We start from the raw sequence: 17,000 nt of genomic DNA, 5'->3' as shown, positions 1-17,000 counted from the left end.
AAAGGGTACTGTTACTTTTTCAGCAACAGCACATATTTCACCATTTGTTCTGCATCTGCTTGTGAAAGCTGCGGGTGCGGGCTCATGGGCAGCTTGCCCCATATTGCTTTGTCAGGCGTTACGCCTTTGATGATGGTATTGGCAAGCATGGTAATATTCTCCGTGGTAGACGGGTATTTGTTGGCTACATCCACATAGCTAGGGCCTACTAGTTTGTCCTCAATTTTGTGGCAGCCCAAACAGTCAGACTTGGCAACCAATGCCAACCCTTTTTGATAATCGGGGTTGGTGCTTATATCGGTTTTTACAGTTTCCTGTGCGGCAGCAGGGGCCTCTTGCTTTTCCGTGCCGCCACCACAAGACATTAATGCTACTATTGCTGCCAAATAAGATAAGTGTTGTAATTTCATTGTTTGTTTTTTATAATTCTTTTTTCTTTCCTTTCCTTTCTTAGTGCCGCTTTGAGCCTTCGTGCCTTAGTGGCTAAAAATCTTTCCATCAACTTGTAGCCCAAGGCTTCTCATCTTTTTTGCAAGGCACGCTGCCTTCGTATTTACCGGGTATAGGATCGTAGCGAAGTGCTTTTGTAGCCCCAACTTCAGAAGTAACATACCCATTATAAGTAAGCCTTTTCAACGCTGCAAAGTAATGCTCACCAGCCTGTGGAGCAATGCTTTTTTTGTTTTTTATTTTCGTGGCTTCTTTATCCAACTGCATTAAAAACTTCTTTTTATCTGCTGGGCTTAGTTCTAAAAATGAGGCTTTGTATTGTAGCTGGGAAGCAGCTTCAAAACTATCTAACCCTTCCAGGAATAACTTTTGTTGTGCTGCGTTGTAGCAGTCGTTTACCATCAATACCATATAAGCCCCAATCTTAGCGGCCTTAGCACCAGGCGAGGTGGCGGTTTCAGGTATAATGGTTTCGCCAATCTCATCCAGCAAGGGTATGTCCTTTTCCGTTAAAGTGGTACGTTTCTTATCGGCAAAATGACAACTGCTTAGTAGCCCCGTGGTTCCTAGCAATGCTGCGCCTGATAAAATACCCAACCTGCTTATTGCCTCTCTTCTTCTCATAAAATAAATTTTAATAACTTTTTCGCCACTAACGCGCAAAGGCGCAAAGTGGCACTAAGGAAAGAAAGAAGAAGAAAAGAAAGACTTTGTGCTTCTTCATGTTTTCGTGCCTTAGTGGCTATACTACGATTACCTGTTTTTTGTTTTCATTAAATAAAAAACTAAAAAATAGTAGTACCGTAACTGTTATACCTGCTGGCACTAGCCATACCGTATCCCAATGGTGGCTACTGGCATTAATGGTTGCTTGTTTGGCCACATATCCAGAAATCAAACTACCTAACCACATGCCTAAACCATAAGTGGCCATGGTAATCATGCCTTGTGCCGCATTGCGGTTGCGCTCGTTGGAAATGCTGTCTGTGTACATTTGCCCTGTTACAAAAAAGAAATCGTAGCAAACGCCATGCAATACAATGCCCGCAATCAGCATCCAACTATTGTTGCCTGCATCACCATAGCGGAAAAACAAAAACCGCAGCACCCAAGCCACCATGCCTGTTATAATCATCCATTTAATGCCCCATCTTTTCATAAAAAAGGGTATCAACACAATAAATACAGTTTCCGAGATTTGCCCATAAGCCATTTTGCTCGTGGCATTGATTAGGCCTGTTTCATTTAAAAACTGGTTGGCAAGACTGTAATAAAACGACAATGGGATGCAAATAAGAATGGAAGCAATAAAGAAAATAGTGAATGATTTTTTTTTGAACAACCCAAAAGCATCCTTGCCTATAATAGCAGCGGTTGAAACGGGGACAACTGAATCTTTTGGCTGGGCATTGGGCAATGCGAGGCTTAATGCCGCAAGCACAAGTGAAGCCACGCCAGCCATTGTAAACGTAAAACCCATAGCAGATGGGCTAAGGTTGAAAACTTTATCGATGCTGATGCCAGCTACTATCCATCCAATGGTGCCAAACACACGGATGCCGGCAAAAGATTTACCTGTGTTTTGCAATTGGTCAAAAGCTATGCTGCTTGATAAGGATAGGGTAGGCGCATAGAGCAAGGCATAAATCAACAATACCCAATTGAAAATATTGGCACTCTCTATTTTTGTAATGAAAAGCAAAACCAGCCCCCCTGCCAGATGAAGCAAGCCCAATAGTTTTTTAGGTGCAAAGTATCTGTCTGCAATAATGCCAATAAAAAACGGCGAAATAATAGTGGCTATGGCCATCATGCCATAAGCAGCCCCTATTTGCAACCCATCGGCCTTTAACGTATTGGCCATGTAAGTACCCATGGTTACATACCAACTGCCCCATATAAAAAACTGGAGCAGCATCATCAACGAAAGTTGTAAACGTATGTATGGTTTCATAAATTTTGTTTCTTCAATTCCTCCACTGCAAAATGTGCTGCCCTTGCCGTAAGTGCCATATAAGTAAGCGAAGGGTTTTGGCAGGAGCCAGATGTCATGCAAGCACCATCAGTTACAAAAACATTGCTAGCTCCCCATACTTGGTTATTACCGTTCAGTACCGATGTTTTTGCATCCCGCCCCATGCGTGCTGTACCCATTTCGTGTATCCCCAAGCCCATGGCACTGTTTACATCGGTTGAAACAATATTTACAAAGCCTGCTTTTTCTAGCATTTCTGCCCCGCTGGCCAATATATCTTTTGTCATGTTGTGTTCGTTCTGGGTAAAACTGGCATCAATGTCCAGTAGAGGCACGCCCCAGTCGTCTTTTTTATCCTTGTTTAGCGAAACTTTGTTGCTATGGTTCGGCAAACATTCGCCCATGCCCACTAGGTTTACCTTCCAGGGGCCAAGATGTGTGATTGCATCTTTCAAATCGCTGCCAATAGCCACGCCATCAATACTTTTTGCTTCCCTGCCATTGGCAGAGGCATAAGCAAAACCTCTTGCATAAGCAGTTTGCTTATCGCTACCCCAGTTCCTAAATCGGGGTATATAAATGCCCGTTGGCCGCCTACCAATGGTGTTTTGGTCTTGGAACCCATTGTGTTCACCAGAAATCCGGGCATTGTAGTTATGATCCATCAGGTTATGCCCTAGCTCGCCACTGTCGTTGCCCATGCCATTAGGGAAACGGGAAGAAGTGGAATTAAGCAAAATCAAGGTGGAGTTTAACGTACCGCCATTTACAAAAACAATCCTTGAAAAAAATTCGGTTGCCTCTTTTGTATTGGTATCTATTACCCGCACACCCTTTGCTTTCTGTGTTTTTTCATCGTAGATGATGGAATGCGCCACTGAAAACGGCCTGATGGTCAAATTGCCAGTTAATTGTGCCGCAGGTATAGTAGTAGAATTGCTGCTGAAATAACCTCCGAATGGGCATCCCCTAACGCATAAATTACGATATTGGCATGGCCCCCTCCCCAAAAGTGAGGTAGATAGGTTGGCCGTGCGGGATATAACTATAGGCCTGCCCGCATAGTTGGCGGCAACGCTTTGTTTCAGGTGCTTTTCAATGGCGTTCATTTCCATAGGTGGCAGGAACTCGCCATCGGGTATTTGTGCCAGCCCGTCCCTGTTGCCGCTAATGCCCGCAAATTTCTCTACATAGCTGTACCAAGGCGCAAGCTCATTGTAGCGGATAGGCCAATCCACTGCAATCCCTTCCTTGGCATTTGCCTCAAAGTCATGGTCGCTCCAGCGTTGTACCCACCTGGCCCAGGTTAAAGATTTGCCGCCTACCTGATAGCCTTTTATCCAGTCGAAAGGGCGGGTTTGTATATAAGGGTGTTCCTTGTCTTTTACAAAAAAATGCTCAGTAGCTTCCTCAAAGGCATAGCAACGGCTAACGATGGGGTTTTCTTCTTTTACCTTGTTGGGCAGCACGTTCCTGTGGGGAAATTCCCACGGGGCCATGTTTGCTGTTGGGTAATCCTTGATATGTTCCACCATGCGGCCCCTTTCCAGCAAAAGCGTTTTTAAACCTTTCTCGCAAAATTCCTTGGCCGCCCAGCCTCCGCTGATACCGGAGCCAATCACGATTACGTCGTATGTATTGGCTTTTACGCCCTTGGTATTTATATTGGCTGTAGCTATTGTATCGTTGTTGTTGCCCATAGCAATCGTTATTTATTTTAGGTTTTTTTGCCACTAAGGCACCAAGGCTCAAAGTGGCACGAAGAAAGAAGAAAAAGGGTTTTTGCCACAAAGGCACGAAGACTCAAAGCGGCACGAAGAAAGAAGAGAAGAAAAAAGTTTTCTTGCCACAAAGGCACAAAGGCTCAAAGTGGCACGAAGAAATAAGGAAGAATAAAAAGAACCCGTTTATGTTATCCAATACCTTTTAATTTTTTTTCTTTGTGCTGTTTCGTGCCTTTGTGCCTTCGTGGCAAAAAAACACTACTTGTTTTTCTGTACCACTTCGCCGCTTTGCTTGTTTTTCAAAATCAATTTTATATCCCCATTGGGCAATACTTCTTCTTTTATCAGGTAATATTCCTCGTCAAACGATACCAATGCTGCCCCGGTTTCAACAAGGGTTTCATCCCCACGCCAATCATCTATGGCTATGGGTTCCCATTGTTTTGTCTTGGCCGATATAAAAGCCGCATCCAAAATGGCATTTACAATATAGCCATCATAAAACGTTTCCAGTGGCTGCCTTTTGCTTTCAATGGCATCAAACATATCCGTAAACATATTGGGGTAGCCCAGCTCGTGTGCTTCGTCCCCAACTGGAAACAGCCAGCCATTGTTTACTTCGGCTTTTTCGGCCACATAGTTGCCGCCCTTGCCTGTACTGAACACTTCAAAGCCAGTGCGTAAAAAACTGTTGAGCCAAATACTGCCTTCCGTGCCTACTACTTCGTCCCTCAAATCCATACCACCCCTGAATGTCCAGCTTACTTCAAACTGGCCAATGGCGCCGTTGGCGTATTTCACCAACCCTATGGCATGGTCTTCGGCTTCAATGGGATGCACTTGCGTGGCTGCCCAGCACATGACTTCTATGGGCTTTACATTTTTCCCAATAAAATTCCTGCTTATCTCCACACAGTGGCAGGCAAGGTCAATAATGGCTCCGCCACCCGATTTTTCTTTGTCCCAAAACCAATCGCTGTGTGGGCCCGGGTGCGCTTCCCTTGATTTTGTCCAAAGCACTTTGCCAATGCTCCCTTCTTGAATGCTGGCAACAGATTTCAGGAACTTGGGCGTATAGCACAAATCTTCCAGGTAGCCCCCAAAAATGCCCGCTTCTTCTACCAATTGCAGCATGCGCTTGGCTTCTGCACCCGTGCGGCCAAGGGGCTTGGTGCATAGCACATGCTTTTTTGCTTTGGCACAAGCAGCCACCGCTATTTCGTGCAAATGGTTGGGCAACGAAATTAAAACCACTTCCACTTCGGGGTGGTTGATGGCTTCCTCCATGTTATCTGTAAAATGCGCCAATTGGTAGTCTGCCGCAAAGCGCTGCGCATTATCAATATTCCTGGAATAAATGGTATAAATAAAATCTTTCCGCCTTTGCGCATGTAGCGACGTGGCATAAAAACGGGCGATAAACCCAGAACCTAACATGGCAATCTTCATCTGCAAACTCGTTTTATTTTCTTTAAAGACTATTTTTAAAAAGTAAGCCAAACGATTGATAGCCGGGATGCTTGATACCCTGATAACTCAAAACGCCTAACTCATAATTCATAACTCATAATTCCTACCACCCAAAGGTTTTGTTCACATATTCCCTGCTCATTTTCCAGTCTTCTTTCAATGGGTTCACAGGGGTAAAGCCAGCAGGAAATGCAAGTTCTATGGCCGCATTGCCCTTGAAGCCCTGCTTTTTTAAGGCAGCAGCAATTGCAGGGAAATCTGTTACACCTTGCCCAAGGTATTCGGTCCACGTGCCATTCGCATATTGGTCCCTGATGTGCAGGTAAACAATCTGTTTGCCGTAAGTATTAATAAAGTCAATGGGGTTAATGCCAGCCCTTATCAGCCAGTTTAAATCTGGCCCCAAGGCTGCATCTGGTATCCTGGCCAATGTGCCTTTCAGGTCGTGCATCCCATTTTCCACCTCATAGGTATGGTTGTGCAGGTTCGGCTGTATGCCATTGTCCTTGCAAATAGCCAATACTTTTTTCAGCACCACAGCCTGTGCGTCCAACTGTTGTTCTGTTTTGATGCCTTTTGGCTCGCCAACAGATATGCCGAATGTTTTGCCGCCTACCTGACTTAGGCGTGGAACTACTACGTTAATGTCGTCCAATATTTTTTGGTGCTGGTCGGTATCCCACATATTCATCCCAACCCCATACGACGAGCCAGACACAGGGAAGTTGTATTTTTTTATAAGCTCGTTTAGCGTTTTCACCGCATCGTCATGCCGCAATACAGATTCCATTAGTTCAACACCGTCTATGCCCGCATAGCTCATATCTGCAAACAAGGCTTCCAAGCTAGGGGTAGCGTCCCATTGCGGCGGGTATTTGCTGGCGTACAGCCATAAATGCGCATTCACTTTTGGCTTATGGCTTTTTAAGCCTTCGGCAAAAGCATTGCTTAGCAGGCTTCCTGCAAACAGCCCACTACCAATCAACAAGCCAGATTGTTGTATAAATTTCCTACGGGAAGCATTGTAATCACTTTCTTTTTTCATGTGGCAATCGTTGCTAAATATGCGTTTAATTTCCCGAAAGTTTTAAACTTTCGGGAAATTGTGTATGTTTAAGAAACTGGAACCGATTTTTCCCAGCCTGTTTCTTTTAAAGCAGGGTCGTCTTCTTTTTTCAGGAAATCAGCTTCTGACAAAGACTGTGCTTCCCATTCCAAAATAGCCTCGTTGGGAACTACGTCTACTGGCGTGTTCCAAGAGGTGGAAGTTTCGTTATAGGCAAGGTTTGACTGTGATGAATAGCAGGAAATAATAGACCAACGTGGATATTCAGATAAATTGGCCTCGGAACGGTGCAGCAGGTTGCTATGGAAAAACAAAGCGTCTCCTGCTTCCAACTCGCTGTAAACCAATTCCATTGTTTTAAGGGAATTGGTCACCATTACCATGTCTGCGCCCACTTGCTCGCCAGAAAAGCCGTGGTTTATCCTGCCCAGTTTGTGTGATCCTTTTATTACTTGCAGGCAGCCGTTTTCTTTGTTGGCATCCGTTAGTGCCACCATTACACTGATTAATTGGTTGGGGAACATAAATTGGTTTTTGTACCAATAGCCATAGTCTTGATGCCATTCCCATGCGCCGCCCACTTTGGGTTCTTTCTGCATCAGCTTGGAATGGAAGTGGCAAACATGGGCATCACTTTCTAGCAATTGCGCCACTGAGTGTACTATTTTTTCGCTCCGGGTCAAATAACCAAACACATCATTGCCAGGGGTAAACCATAGCGACAGCTTTGTTTTCTTACCAGACTGGTCATTCAAATCCAGTGCATTGTTAAGCATAGCGTTGTCGCCAACGGCAGTGCCATACAACTTGTTGATTTCTTCTTTGCTGCAAAAATTTTTGATAACGATGTAGCCGTCCTTGTGAAAGGCTGCTACCTGCGAAGGCGCTAGGTGATTGTGCGGCATAGAAAATATTTTTTGTTTGTTGATGCGAAATTATGGTGGTGTACTGTACTTTTATACCTAAAATAAAACGAATATTGATACTTTTGTAACATTTAATTAATTCGATTAACTAGCCACGAAGGCACGAAGACACAAAGAGGCACAAAGTTTTAAGTGAAAAAAATATAGCAATCCACCATATATGAAACCTGTATTAGAATACCTGCCAAAGGATGCCGAGGAAAGTTTTGTGGTAAAATCTTTTGAATACACATATTACCCCACACCTTGGCATTTCCACCCAGAATATGAAATTGTGCTGGTTACAGAAAGCACGGGCAAGCGTTTTATCGGCAACAATATCAGCAATTTTCAGCCGGGCAACTTGGCTTTAATTGGCCCAAACCTGCCGCATTTATATAGGAACGATGTCCCTTACTATGAGCCAAACACAGATTTGCGGGCAAAATCTATTGTTGTTCATTTTTCTGAAAACAGTTTTGGCCATATCTTTTCTTCTATGCCCGAGGCAAAACAAATCAAAGAACTGTTCAGGAAAAGCGTGCAGGGGCTTGAAATTACAGGCAACACCAATAAGAAGGCAAGCGAACTGCTATTTGAGCTACTAGAATTGTCTGGATTTGCCAGAGCAATTAAACTGTTGGAAATATTGCAGTTGCTTGCTGCATCTGCCGATTGCCATTTCATATCTGGCGGAGGATTAACGGGAATAAATGAAAAAGAATCCGAACGGATGCATAAGGTGCTGGACTTCCTGATGAAAAACTTTGCCAACGACATCAGCAGGACGGAAGTGGCCAAAGTAGCCAATATGTCTGACAACGCATTTTCACGCTATTTCAGCCAGCGTACTCGTAAAACGTTCGCCCAATATTTAAACGACCTCCGGCTAAGCCATGCCAGCAAATTGCTGGTTTCGGGAGAAAAGAACATCAGCGAGATTTGTTATGAGTGCGGGTTCAACAATGTTTCAAATTTTAACCGCCAGTTCAAATTGCATTATGGCATCAGCCCATTGGCATATAGCAAGACCTATTGGGACAAGGTGGGGTGAAGTAATGGTTAAAGCAAAGTAAGATAGCCACAAAGGTACTAAGGCTCGAAGCAGCACTAAGCAAAAAAGGATTAAAAGCTGTGTAATTCTATTTTTCTTAAACATTTGTGTCGCTTTATGTCTTCATGCATTTGTGCCACTATCACCAAACTGGCACCTAAGTAGCAGAAAAAATAAGTATTTCAATAACATTTATTTGCGTTGGGCATCATTGAACAAACAGCATAAAACCCAATAAGGGCTTAGGTTTTATCATTTAAAAATCATTTTGCTATCATTAAATGATGTATAAGTTGGTTTCCAAGTCCTGCAAGTGCATCCTACATTTGTGTAACAAAACAAAAAAATAGGTTCTTGTTAAAGATTAAAAACGTAATAAGGCTTTTTTAAAAGCTACGCTACTTCAAAAGGCTAAAAATAATTTTTAAGAATTTTCATATGGCAAGCAATCGTTAGAGGTCGTCCTGTTTCTACAGGGAGACCCTTTTTTTTGCACGGAACTTTCCGCCTATTATGTTCACTGCAAATATACTTTTCAAAGTTGGAAATCTTAAAACCCATATAACTTATTTTAGCTTATTTACAAACTATTTTAGCTTTTATAAGTGTTTTATTTACATTTATTTTTAGTTGGGCATAATTGTATTTTTTAGCTGAAAACCAATGATGATGGGGCTTTCAGTGTTCACAACAAAGGTTAGGCATCATAAAACTGGCTGCAAGTTGGTTTCTACCATGCGCAAATGCACCCTACATTTGTGTAACAAAACAAAAAAAACAACTTGTTAAGTTTCTAAATAAAAATAACAAGATAGGTTTCAGGCATAAAAGTTACGCCACTTCAAAAGGCCAAAATTTATTTTTAAGAATTTTCATATGGCAAGCAATCGTTAGAGGTCGTCCTGTTTCTACAGGGAGACCCTTTTTTTTGCACGGAACTTTTGTTTTGCTGCCATTAATGCACGAATAATCACAAATGTTTTGTTTCTGCCCACCACAATATTTATATTCCCACAAACTAGCACAAAGAAAAAATGATAGATTAGCTAAAATTAAAACTTAGTAGAAAAGCACATTCAGTGCATTTCAAATCTTCTCTTTTCGTTACTCTAAGCTTCTATTCAAAAGAAGCACAGATTAATATATTGTCAATAAACCCACCCCCACCCCTACCCCTCCTCGGAGGGGAAAGCGAAGACCTACGCGAAGTTTTTTAAATGTACTTGGTATATTTTTGGAAAAAATCGTTTAATCTGCATATTGGGCGTAATAGCTTAATAGCCACAAAACCTAATGTTGACAAGGCTTTTAGCTTGCTGAATACGTCTTTGGCATCATTTAATAAAAAAAACTTAAAGGATAACCTTTAAGTTCGTTGTATATTTTCGCATGAGCAACAAAGAAAGATGGGCTTTTTCAAATGGCAGCAATCGCTAGAGGGCAAAATTATCGTTGGAGGTCAGGTTTCAAAGGAAGTTGAGATACTTTAAAAAAAGTTCGTAAAATCCTCCGAATTTTTCATTTAGCAAGCAACAGAGAGAGGGCGTCCTATTTCTACAGCATTGCATTTTACAATCAAGGCATTGCAAATATATACTTAAACTAATTCAATATTAATTTATTGTGAAAATTATTTTAGAATTACTGTTCCTCCCTCTTTTGTTATCTCCTTTACCATTTTTTGTAAATCGAAATGAATTTTTATAAGTAGGGTTGCTTCTTCCTTAGTGGCTTTTTCTAAGTCAATTTGATTTTGCTTAAACATCTTCTTTAGCTTGCACAGCTTATAATAATTCATGCTCGTCAAGACATCCTGGTGGCTATTGTCCTGATTGGTAATGGTTTTGCCCACGTACAATTTATCCCAATTGGAACTTAATTCATAAGGGAAAAGCGTAATTGCAATAACCAGTTCCCGCGTTTCTTTGTCTTCAGAATATAGAAATGTTTTGGTAGAAGGTTCTAAACCCTGGCGGTATTCTGTTTTGTAGCGTTCTAATAGCTGCTCCAATTGGGGGTTCTCGAAAGGGAAGTCCTGCAAGCCAGCAAATATGTATTCTGCAACCGTTTCTGTTTCCGTAAACTGGTTCAAACCAAAATCAAGTAATACCCTTATAATATTCTGTTCCTGTTTTTCGTCTGCGCTTATTAAGAAACTGGTATCGTCAAGTGTGCTAGTTTCTTGCTGATCGGTTGTAAGCTGGTTGTTTAGCTCGTCCAAAGACAATTTCTTGTCTTCCTTAGCTACTTTGTCCCTTTTTATTTTATTAACTAGCGTAATTAACCCGGCTTCGTCTATTTTCAACAAAGCAGCACATTGCTTGATGTATTCTTGCTGCTTGGTAAAATCCTCAGCCTTGTTTATTTTACTGATGGTTTCAGCAATCTGGTTTACGAGTGTGTTTTTCTTGGTTAGGTCTGTCCCTGCATCTTTCAGCATTACCTCCAACTGAAAAAGGATAAAATCCTTTTTATTGTTAGCAATAAACTGCTGGAAGGCAGCCGTGCCTACTTTGTTTACATAGCTATCGGGATCCTCATTGTCTGGTATCAATACCAGTTTCACGTTAAGGCCTTCTTCCAATGCCATGTCTAGCCCACGCAAAGCGGCTTTTATGCCTGCACTGTCCCCATCATAAATAATTGTAAGGTTGCTGGTATATTTTTTTACCAGCCTTAGCTGGTCAATAGTTAGCGATGTGCCACCGCTTGCCACCACATTTTCAATGCCTGCCTGGTGAAGGCTTACTACATCGGTGTAGCCCTCTACCAGCAAGCATTCGTCTTGCTTGTCAATAGCCTGCCGGGCAAAGTAGGAACCGTAGAGAATCTTGCTTTTAGAGTAAAGTTCGTTTTCCGGCGTGTTGATGTACTTGGGTGCTTTCTCGGCCTTTCCAATTACCCTTGCCCCAAACCCTATTATCTTGCCGCTGTTGCTGTGTATAGGGAAAATGATACGCCCACGGTAGTTGTCAACCAGCTCTGTTTCGTTGCGTACCGCCACAAGCCCTGTGCGGGGCAGTAATTCCCTGTTAAATTGATTGCCAATCAGTTCTTTGGCCAAGGTATCCCGCTGGGCAGGGTTATATCCTATTTGGAATTTTTTGAGTATTTCTTCCCTGAAGCCCCGTTGCTTAAGGTAGCTCATGGCTATGGCTTGCCCATCCTCGGTATTAAACAACTGGTTGTCGAAAAACTTTGCTGCAAAACTGTTGATAATATACAAGCTGTCTGCAACTTGTATCAGTTGTTTCTGCTCGTTGCTTACCTGTGTTTCCTCTACCTCTATGTTGTAGCGGGCAGCCAACCATCTAAGTGCTTCTACATAGCTTAGTTTTTCATGCTCCATCACAAACGTAATGGTATTGCCACTTTTGCCACAACCAAAACATTTATACAACTCTTTAGCGGGCGATACGGTAAAAGAAGGCGTTTTTTCGTTGTGGAAAGGACAGTTACCCAAGTAATTGCTCCCCCGTTTCTTTAGTTTCACAAACTCACCAACAACATCTATGATGTCGAGGCGGCTTTTTATTTGCTCTATGGTGGAAGGAGTAATCATTTACTTGCAAAGGTAAGTGGTGAGATGTCAGTTGTGAGTAGTCAGTGTGTACCTTTCATTTTTACAACAAATATTAAATACCTTACCCACTGCATATCGACCTAATATGCCATTTATTTCCTAGGGGATACAAAAATGCCTTGCAAGCTATTGGTTGCAAGGCATTTTTGTATGTACTGGCGGAGAGAGAGGGATTCGAACCCCCGGACCTGTAACAGTCAACAGTTTTCAAGACTGCCGCAATCGACCGCTCTGCCATCTCTCCGGGTGCAAAATAAGGGGATTAGGGGTTAATAGCCAAATAAAACAATGCAATCAAGCAGTTATTTGGCAAATAGCTATTACACTGGTGCAATTTTGGTTAATCTGCTACAAAGCCACGAAGACACAAAGAGGCACAAAGTTTTAAGGTAAGAAAAATTAAGGGCATAGATTAATCACAATTTTAACGACATTACATAATCCTTCATAACATATCCTTCACCTATATTAAAATCGAACTCATACAATATTTCAAAGCCCATTTTCTCGTAAAACCCAACTGCTTTGTTTTGCCTGTTTACTTGTAAAATCAGTTCTTTCCCCCCTAGGCTAATCACCTTTGCAATTATCTCTTTTAAAAGGGCTTTTCCCACACCTGTATTTTTTGCTTCAGGCAACAGGTATAGTTTGCTTAGTTTGTACACACCATTTTCCCTAAACATGAAAGAAGCAAATCCGATGGCGGCTCCATCTTTTTCTGCCAAGATAAATTGGTTGCCCTCAAATACTTGCTTTTCTAAAGACTCGAGGCTGTACATCATTTCCAGCATGTAGTCTATTTGTTTTTTAGATATAATCTTACTGTATGCTGATGGCCAGCTAGCGTGGGCTATATCTTGTACTAAGGGTAGATCCGAAAAAATAGCCGTCCTAATTGTTATGGGCGAAGAAACTGGATCCATGGATAAGTGGTTATTTGTTTTTGAATATTTTTTTCTCTAGCCAGTGGCTAAGGTATGCACTTCCTGCACCAATGGCTGCACCTGCCAAAACATCAGTAGGATAATGCTCACCTAAATACAACCGAGAGTAACCTACACTTGCTGCATAAGCATAGGCAGGGACAACAACATACCATTTCTTGTATTCGATAGACAAAGATGTTGCCAATGCAAAAGCAGTAGAAGTATGACCAGATGGGAAGGATTTGCCTTCCTCACTCGCATCATAAGGGTGGATAATGTCCGGGTATTTTGTGTATGGTCTGTTACGATTAATGGCATACTTCATTCCTTGCGCAATAACCGTGTTCACCGCCAAAGCCCCCACTATTTCCCAACCTTTCCGTTGCTCGTTTTTATCTTGCCGAAGGTAGCCAAGAACTAATAACCCGGCAGGAATACCTACAGAAATAGGATATACAGAAGCGGAAGTAACTTGCCAGAACTTGGATGATGGGTTATCAGGGTTGATGTTATTCAGCAGCCCGACTTCACCACCTTGGGCAAAACAAGTACTAGCAAAAGCAAATGACAGGAGTATAGAAAATATGTTTCGCAAATAAATGGCTCGGTAGGAAAGCTGCATATCGTATTTAAATAATGATGAAAATAAGGGTTTTGATAAATAAACCGCCCGAAAGTTATAAACGCCCTAGGTAAATTTTTGTAACCCCTATTTGTATATTAGTAGTTGCCAACCTTTTGAAGGTTTGCAACTATACCCCCAATTTTCTTGCAAACCTTTATAGGGTTCAAAACCCTATAAAGGTTAGGAAACGCTTTAAATATTTGCCAAGCTTTCTTCTATTGTTTTTATCCTTGCTTCGGCATCCGATTGCTTTTTGCGTTCAAGTTCTATTACATCTGGCCTTGCATTCTGAACAAAACGCTCGTTGCCTAGCTTCTTTACCACAGATTCTAAAAAGCCTTTTTGATGTGCAAGGTCTTTTAAAAGTTCTTGTTTCAAAGCAGTAGTGTCTAAGGCTTTTTCGCTTTCTATATAAAACTTATCCCTTTCTACAGCCACCACAATGGTGTTAGCAACCGTGCTATCGGCATAAGTAATGACTGCGGCATTTACCTGTTTGCTAAGAATGCTTTCAATTGCTTTGTAATTATCCTTGTTATTTGTTTGGATGTGCAATTGGATGGTATCCTTGGGTTTTATCTGGTTCTTGTTGCGCGCATCACGCAAAGCACTGATTACTTGCTTTAATAATTCGCCACCCTCCAAAATAGCAGTGTCAGGGTTAATAACAGCACCATATAGCTTCACGCACAAATCATCATCCTGCTCTTTTAGCAAATGATAAATTTCTTCAGAAACAAACGGCATGAATGGATGCAGTAATTGCATCAATTCTTCAAAAAAGCCAACTGTTTTGTCATATACTTCTTTGCTGATGGGTTGCTCGAAACCTGGTTTTACCCACTCCAAATACCAACTACAGAAATCGTCCCAAACCAAGGAGTAGATGGTTTTTAACGCTTCGCTCAATTTGAATTGAGCCATCAATATTTCAACTTGTGCTTTTACCTCATTCAAGCGGCTATTAAACCAATCAACAGGAAAAACAGAGTCATAAGTAGTAAGTCGTAAGTCATCAGTGCTAGGCTGCTCCTGCCCTCCTTTAGGGGATGGGGGTACACGGCCTGCCCACATCTTCACCAGCTTCAAAGCATTCCACAACTTGTTATTGAAATTACGTCCCTGCTCCAAAGCCGATTCGTCGAACAAAATATCATTACCCGCAGGGGAAGCTATCATAATGCCAAAACGAACAGCATCTGCGCCATATTGGTCAATCAACCCCAACAAATCAGGCGAATTGCCAAGGCTTTTGCTCATCTTCCTGCCCAGCTTGTCCCGCACAATACCTGTAAAATATACCTCGTTGAAAGGCTTTACTTTCATGTACTCCTCCCCTGCCATAATCATCCTAGCTACCCAAAAGAAAATGATTTCCGGGGCAGTTACAAGGGTATTGGTGGGGTAATAGTAGTTAACCTCTTCATTACCAGGGTTGCTCAGCCCTTTAAATACTTCAAAAGGCCATAACCAACTAGAAAACCAAGTATCCAGGCAATCTTCGTCTTGCTTTAATTGTTCAATAGTAATAGCAGGGTTATCTTTTTTCGCCAAAGCCAAAGCCCCATCAGCATTTTCTGACACATAAAAATTACCGTTTTCATCATACCAGGCCGGTATCCTATGCCCCCACCACAACTGGCGGCTAATGCACCAATCTTTTATGTTCTCCATCCAGCTACGGTAGAGGTTTTTAAACTTAGGTGGGTAGAACTTAATGGCTTCTTCCATTACATCTTTCAACGCTGGCTCGCCCAATTGTTTCATGCTTACCCACCATTGCAGACTAAGGCGTGGTTCCACTACCACGTCTGTCCTTTCGCTATACCCTACTTCACTGACATATTCTTCAATTTTTTCTACAAAGCCACCTTCTTTTAGTATTTCTACTATTTTTTTCCTAGCGGCAAATCGTTCTTCTCCAACCAAAATGCCCGCTTCGGCACTAATAGTGCCATCGTCATTCAGTACATCTATTACTTCCAACTTATGCTTTTGGCCAAGTTGGTAGTCATTGGTATCATGTGCAGGTGTTACTTTCAATGCACCAGTACCAAAATCCATGGTTATGTACTCATCGGTTATAATGGGTATCTTGCGGTTAACCAATGGTACAATCGCATATTTGCCATGCAGGTGCTTATATCGTTCATCATCTGGGTGTACGCAAATGGCTGTGTCGCCCATGATGGTTTCGGGGCGGACGGTGGCGATGATAATACCCCCATCCCCTAAAGGGGAGCTATTGGTCAATGGCAAACCATCTGCATCTACCAACGCATATTTTAAATAATACAGCTGTTGCTTTGTCTCTTTCCTTATTACTTCTTCATCGCTAAGGGCTGTTTTGGCTTTTACGTCCCAGTTTATCATGCGCTTGCCACGGTAAATAAGCCCTTTTTTATGCAGGTCTATAAATACCTGGATAACAGATTGGTAATAATCTGGGTCCATTGTAAAGGAAGTTCGGTCCCAATCGAGGCTGCAACCAATCTTTTTCAGTTGTTGCAGGATAATACCGCCATATTTTTCTTTCCATTCCCATGCATACCCCAAAAATTCATCCCTAGACAAGGAAGATTTGGCAATACCCCGCTCCCGCAACATGCCTACAACTTTTGCCTCGGTAGCAATGGAAGCATGGTCTGTACCAGGTACCCAGCAAGCGTTTTTGCCTTGCATCCTTGCCCGGCGTATCAATATATCTTGGATGGTATTGTTAAGGCAGTGCCCCATGTGTAGTACGCCTGTTACATTAGGCGGCGGCATCACTATTGTATAAGGCTCACGGCCATCGGGCTTACTACTAAAATACCCCTTGTCCATCCAATGCCCATACCATTTGTTATCAATTAATGCAGGCTCAAAATTTTTACTTAATTCCATGTGTTATTTGCAAAAAAACAAAGCACGGGCAAGCCCAGTGCTTTTATTTATAAAAAATCATTTTAGGGATGCCAAAAGTAAGCACATCGTGCGTATAAGCAATTATTGGCTAATTCTTTTTTTGAGGTGTTGCTGCGTACAACTGTGATTATATGGGGTGCATAAAAATTTTACTTTTTTAGTAAAACTTCACCCTAGCACAAGCCTGCTCCCATCCTGCCCCACTTAACCACAAAGGTAGCGACAAATTCTTGCACAGGAGCGGGAGCAAGCAGAGGAGGCCAAAACGAGAACAGTTGTATATTTTTATAATATTATTTTCGCCGGTATTTTTAT

12 protein-coding genes and 1 tRNA gene are annotated in these 17,000 nt (G+C 42.1%); 1 reads left to right on the top strand and 12 read right to left on the bottom strand.

Annotated features, from left to right (window positions below; all coding sequences use genetic code 11):
- Nucleotides 1–11 precede the first annotated feature (11 nt).
- From ACHFIY_RS09640 to ACHFIY_RS09610, 7 genes are all read right to left on the bottom strand, one after another.
- Nucleotides 12–410: a c-type cytochrome gene (locus ACHFIY_RS09640; protein WP_410845874.1), complete on the bottom strand. Its 399-nt coding sequence runs from the start codon at nt 408–410 to the stop codon at nt 12–14.
- An 88-nt stretch (nt 411–498) separates the two neighbouring features.
- Nucleotides 499–1,074: a gluconate 2-dehydrogenase subunit 3 family protein gene (locus ACHFIY_RS09635; RefSeq protein ID WP_410845873.1), complete on the bottom strand. Its 576-nt coding sequence runs from the start codon at nt 1,072–1,074 to the stop codon at nt 499–501.
- 118 nt (nt 1,075–1,192) lie between these two features.
- Nucleotides 1,193–2,404, bottom strand: a complete 1,212-nt coding sequence (locus ACHFIY_RS09630; protein ID WP_410845872.1) for an MFS transporter — start codon at nt 2,402–2,404, stop codon at nt 1,193–1,195.
- Nucleotides 2,401–4,125 carry a GMC oxidoreductase gene (locus ACHFIY_RS09625; protein WP_410845871.1) on the bottom strand — a complete coding sequence of 575 codons (1,725 nt, stop codon included), beginning with the start codon at nt 4,123–4,125 and terminating at the stop codon, nt 2,401–2,403. The genes ACHFIY_RS09630 and ACHFIY_RS09625 overlap by 4 nt, the downstream gene beginning before the upstream one ends.
- Nucleotides 4,126–4,407: 282 nt before the next feature.
- Nucleotides 4,408–5,598: a Gfo/Idh/MocA family protein gene (locus ACHFIY_RS09620; protein ID WP_410845870.1), complete on the bottom strand. Its 1,191-nt coding sequence runs from the start codon at nt 5,596–5,598 to the stop codon at nt 4,408–4,410.
- Between the two features lie 124 nt (nt 5,599–5,722).
- Nucleotides 5,723–6,664, bottom strand: coding sequence for a sugar phosphate isomerase/epimerase family protein (locus tag ACHFIY_RS09615; protein ID WP_410845869.1), 942 nt, complete (start codon nt 6,662–6,664; stop codon nt 5,723–5,725).
- 68 nt (nt 6,665–6,732) lie between these two features.
- On the bottom strand, nt 6,733–7,590 hold the full coding sequence (locus ACHFIY_RS09610; protein ID WP_410845868.1) for a phytanoyl-CoA dioxygenase family protein: 858 nt from the start codon (nt 7,588–7,590) through the stop codon (nt 6,733–6,735).
- A 181-nt stretch (nt 7,591–7,771) separates the two neighbouring features.
- On the opposite strand from ACHFIY_RS09610, the gene ACHFIY_RS09605 reads away from it, so the two are divergent.
- Nucleotides 7,772–8,644 carry an AraC family transcriptional regulator gene (locus ACHFIY_RS09605; RefSeq protein WP_410845867.1) on the top strand — a complete coding sequence of 291 codons (873 nt, stop codon included), beginning with the start codon at nt 7,772–7,774 and terminating at the stop codon, nt 8,642–8,644.
- Between the two features lie 1,630 nt (nt 8,645–10,274).
- On the opposite strand, the gene dnaG is transcribed toward ACHFIY_RS09605, so the two are convergent.
- The 5 genes from dnaG to ACHFIY_RS09580 form a co-directional block, all read right to left on the bottom strand.
- Nucleotides 10,275–12,206 (bottom strand): DNA primase, encoded by a 1,932-nt coding sequence (gene dnaG, locus ACHFIY_RS09600; protein WP_410845866.1) that lies wholly within the window; start codon nt 12,204–12,206, stop codon nt 10,275–10,277.
- Between the two features lie 177 nt (nt 12,207–12,383).
- Nucleotides 12,384–12,471, bottom strand: a tRNA-Ser gene (locus ACHFIY_RS09595).
- Between the two features lie 172 nt (nt 12,472–12,643).
- The gene (locus ACHFIY_RS09590) at nt 12,644–13,150 is read right to left on the bottom strand and encodes a GNAT family N-acetyltransferase (protein WP_410845865.1); all 507 of its coding nucleotides are present in this window, start codon (nt 13,148–13,150) and stop codon (nt 12,644–12,646) included.
- 10 nt (nt 13,151–13,160) lie between these two features.
- Entirely contained in the window at nt 13,161–13,775 is a 615-nt protein-coding gene (locus ACHFIY_RS09585; protein WP_410845864.1) for a phosphatase PAP2 family protein, read from the bottom strand.
- Between the two features lie 195 nt (nt 13,776–13,970).
- Entirely contained in the window at nt 13,971–16,664 is a 2,694-nt protein-coding gene (locus ACHFIY_RS09580) for a valine--tRNA ligase (RefSeq protein WP_410845863.1), read from the bottom strand.
- Between the last annotated feature and the right edge of the window lie 336 nt (nt 16,665–17,000).

Origin of the sequence: Parasediminibacterium schistidii, assembly GCF_046546515.1 — a bacterium.
GTDB lineage: Bacteria > Bacteroidota > Bacteroidia > Chitinophagales > Chitinophagaceae > Parasediminibacterium.
The sequence above is the reverse complement of the archived record's forward strand: the minus strand, read 5'-3'. Positions and strand labels throughout refer to the sequence as shown.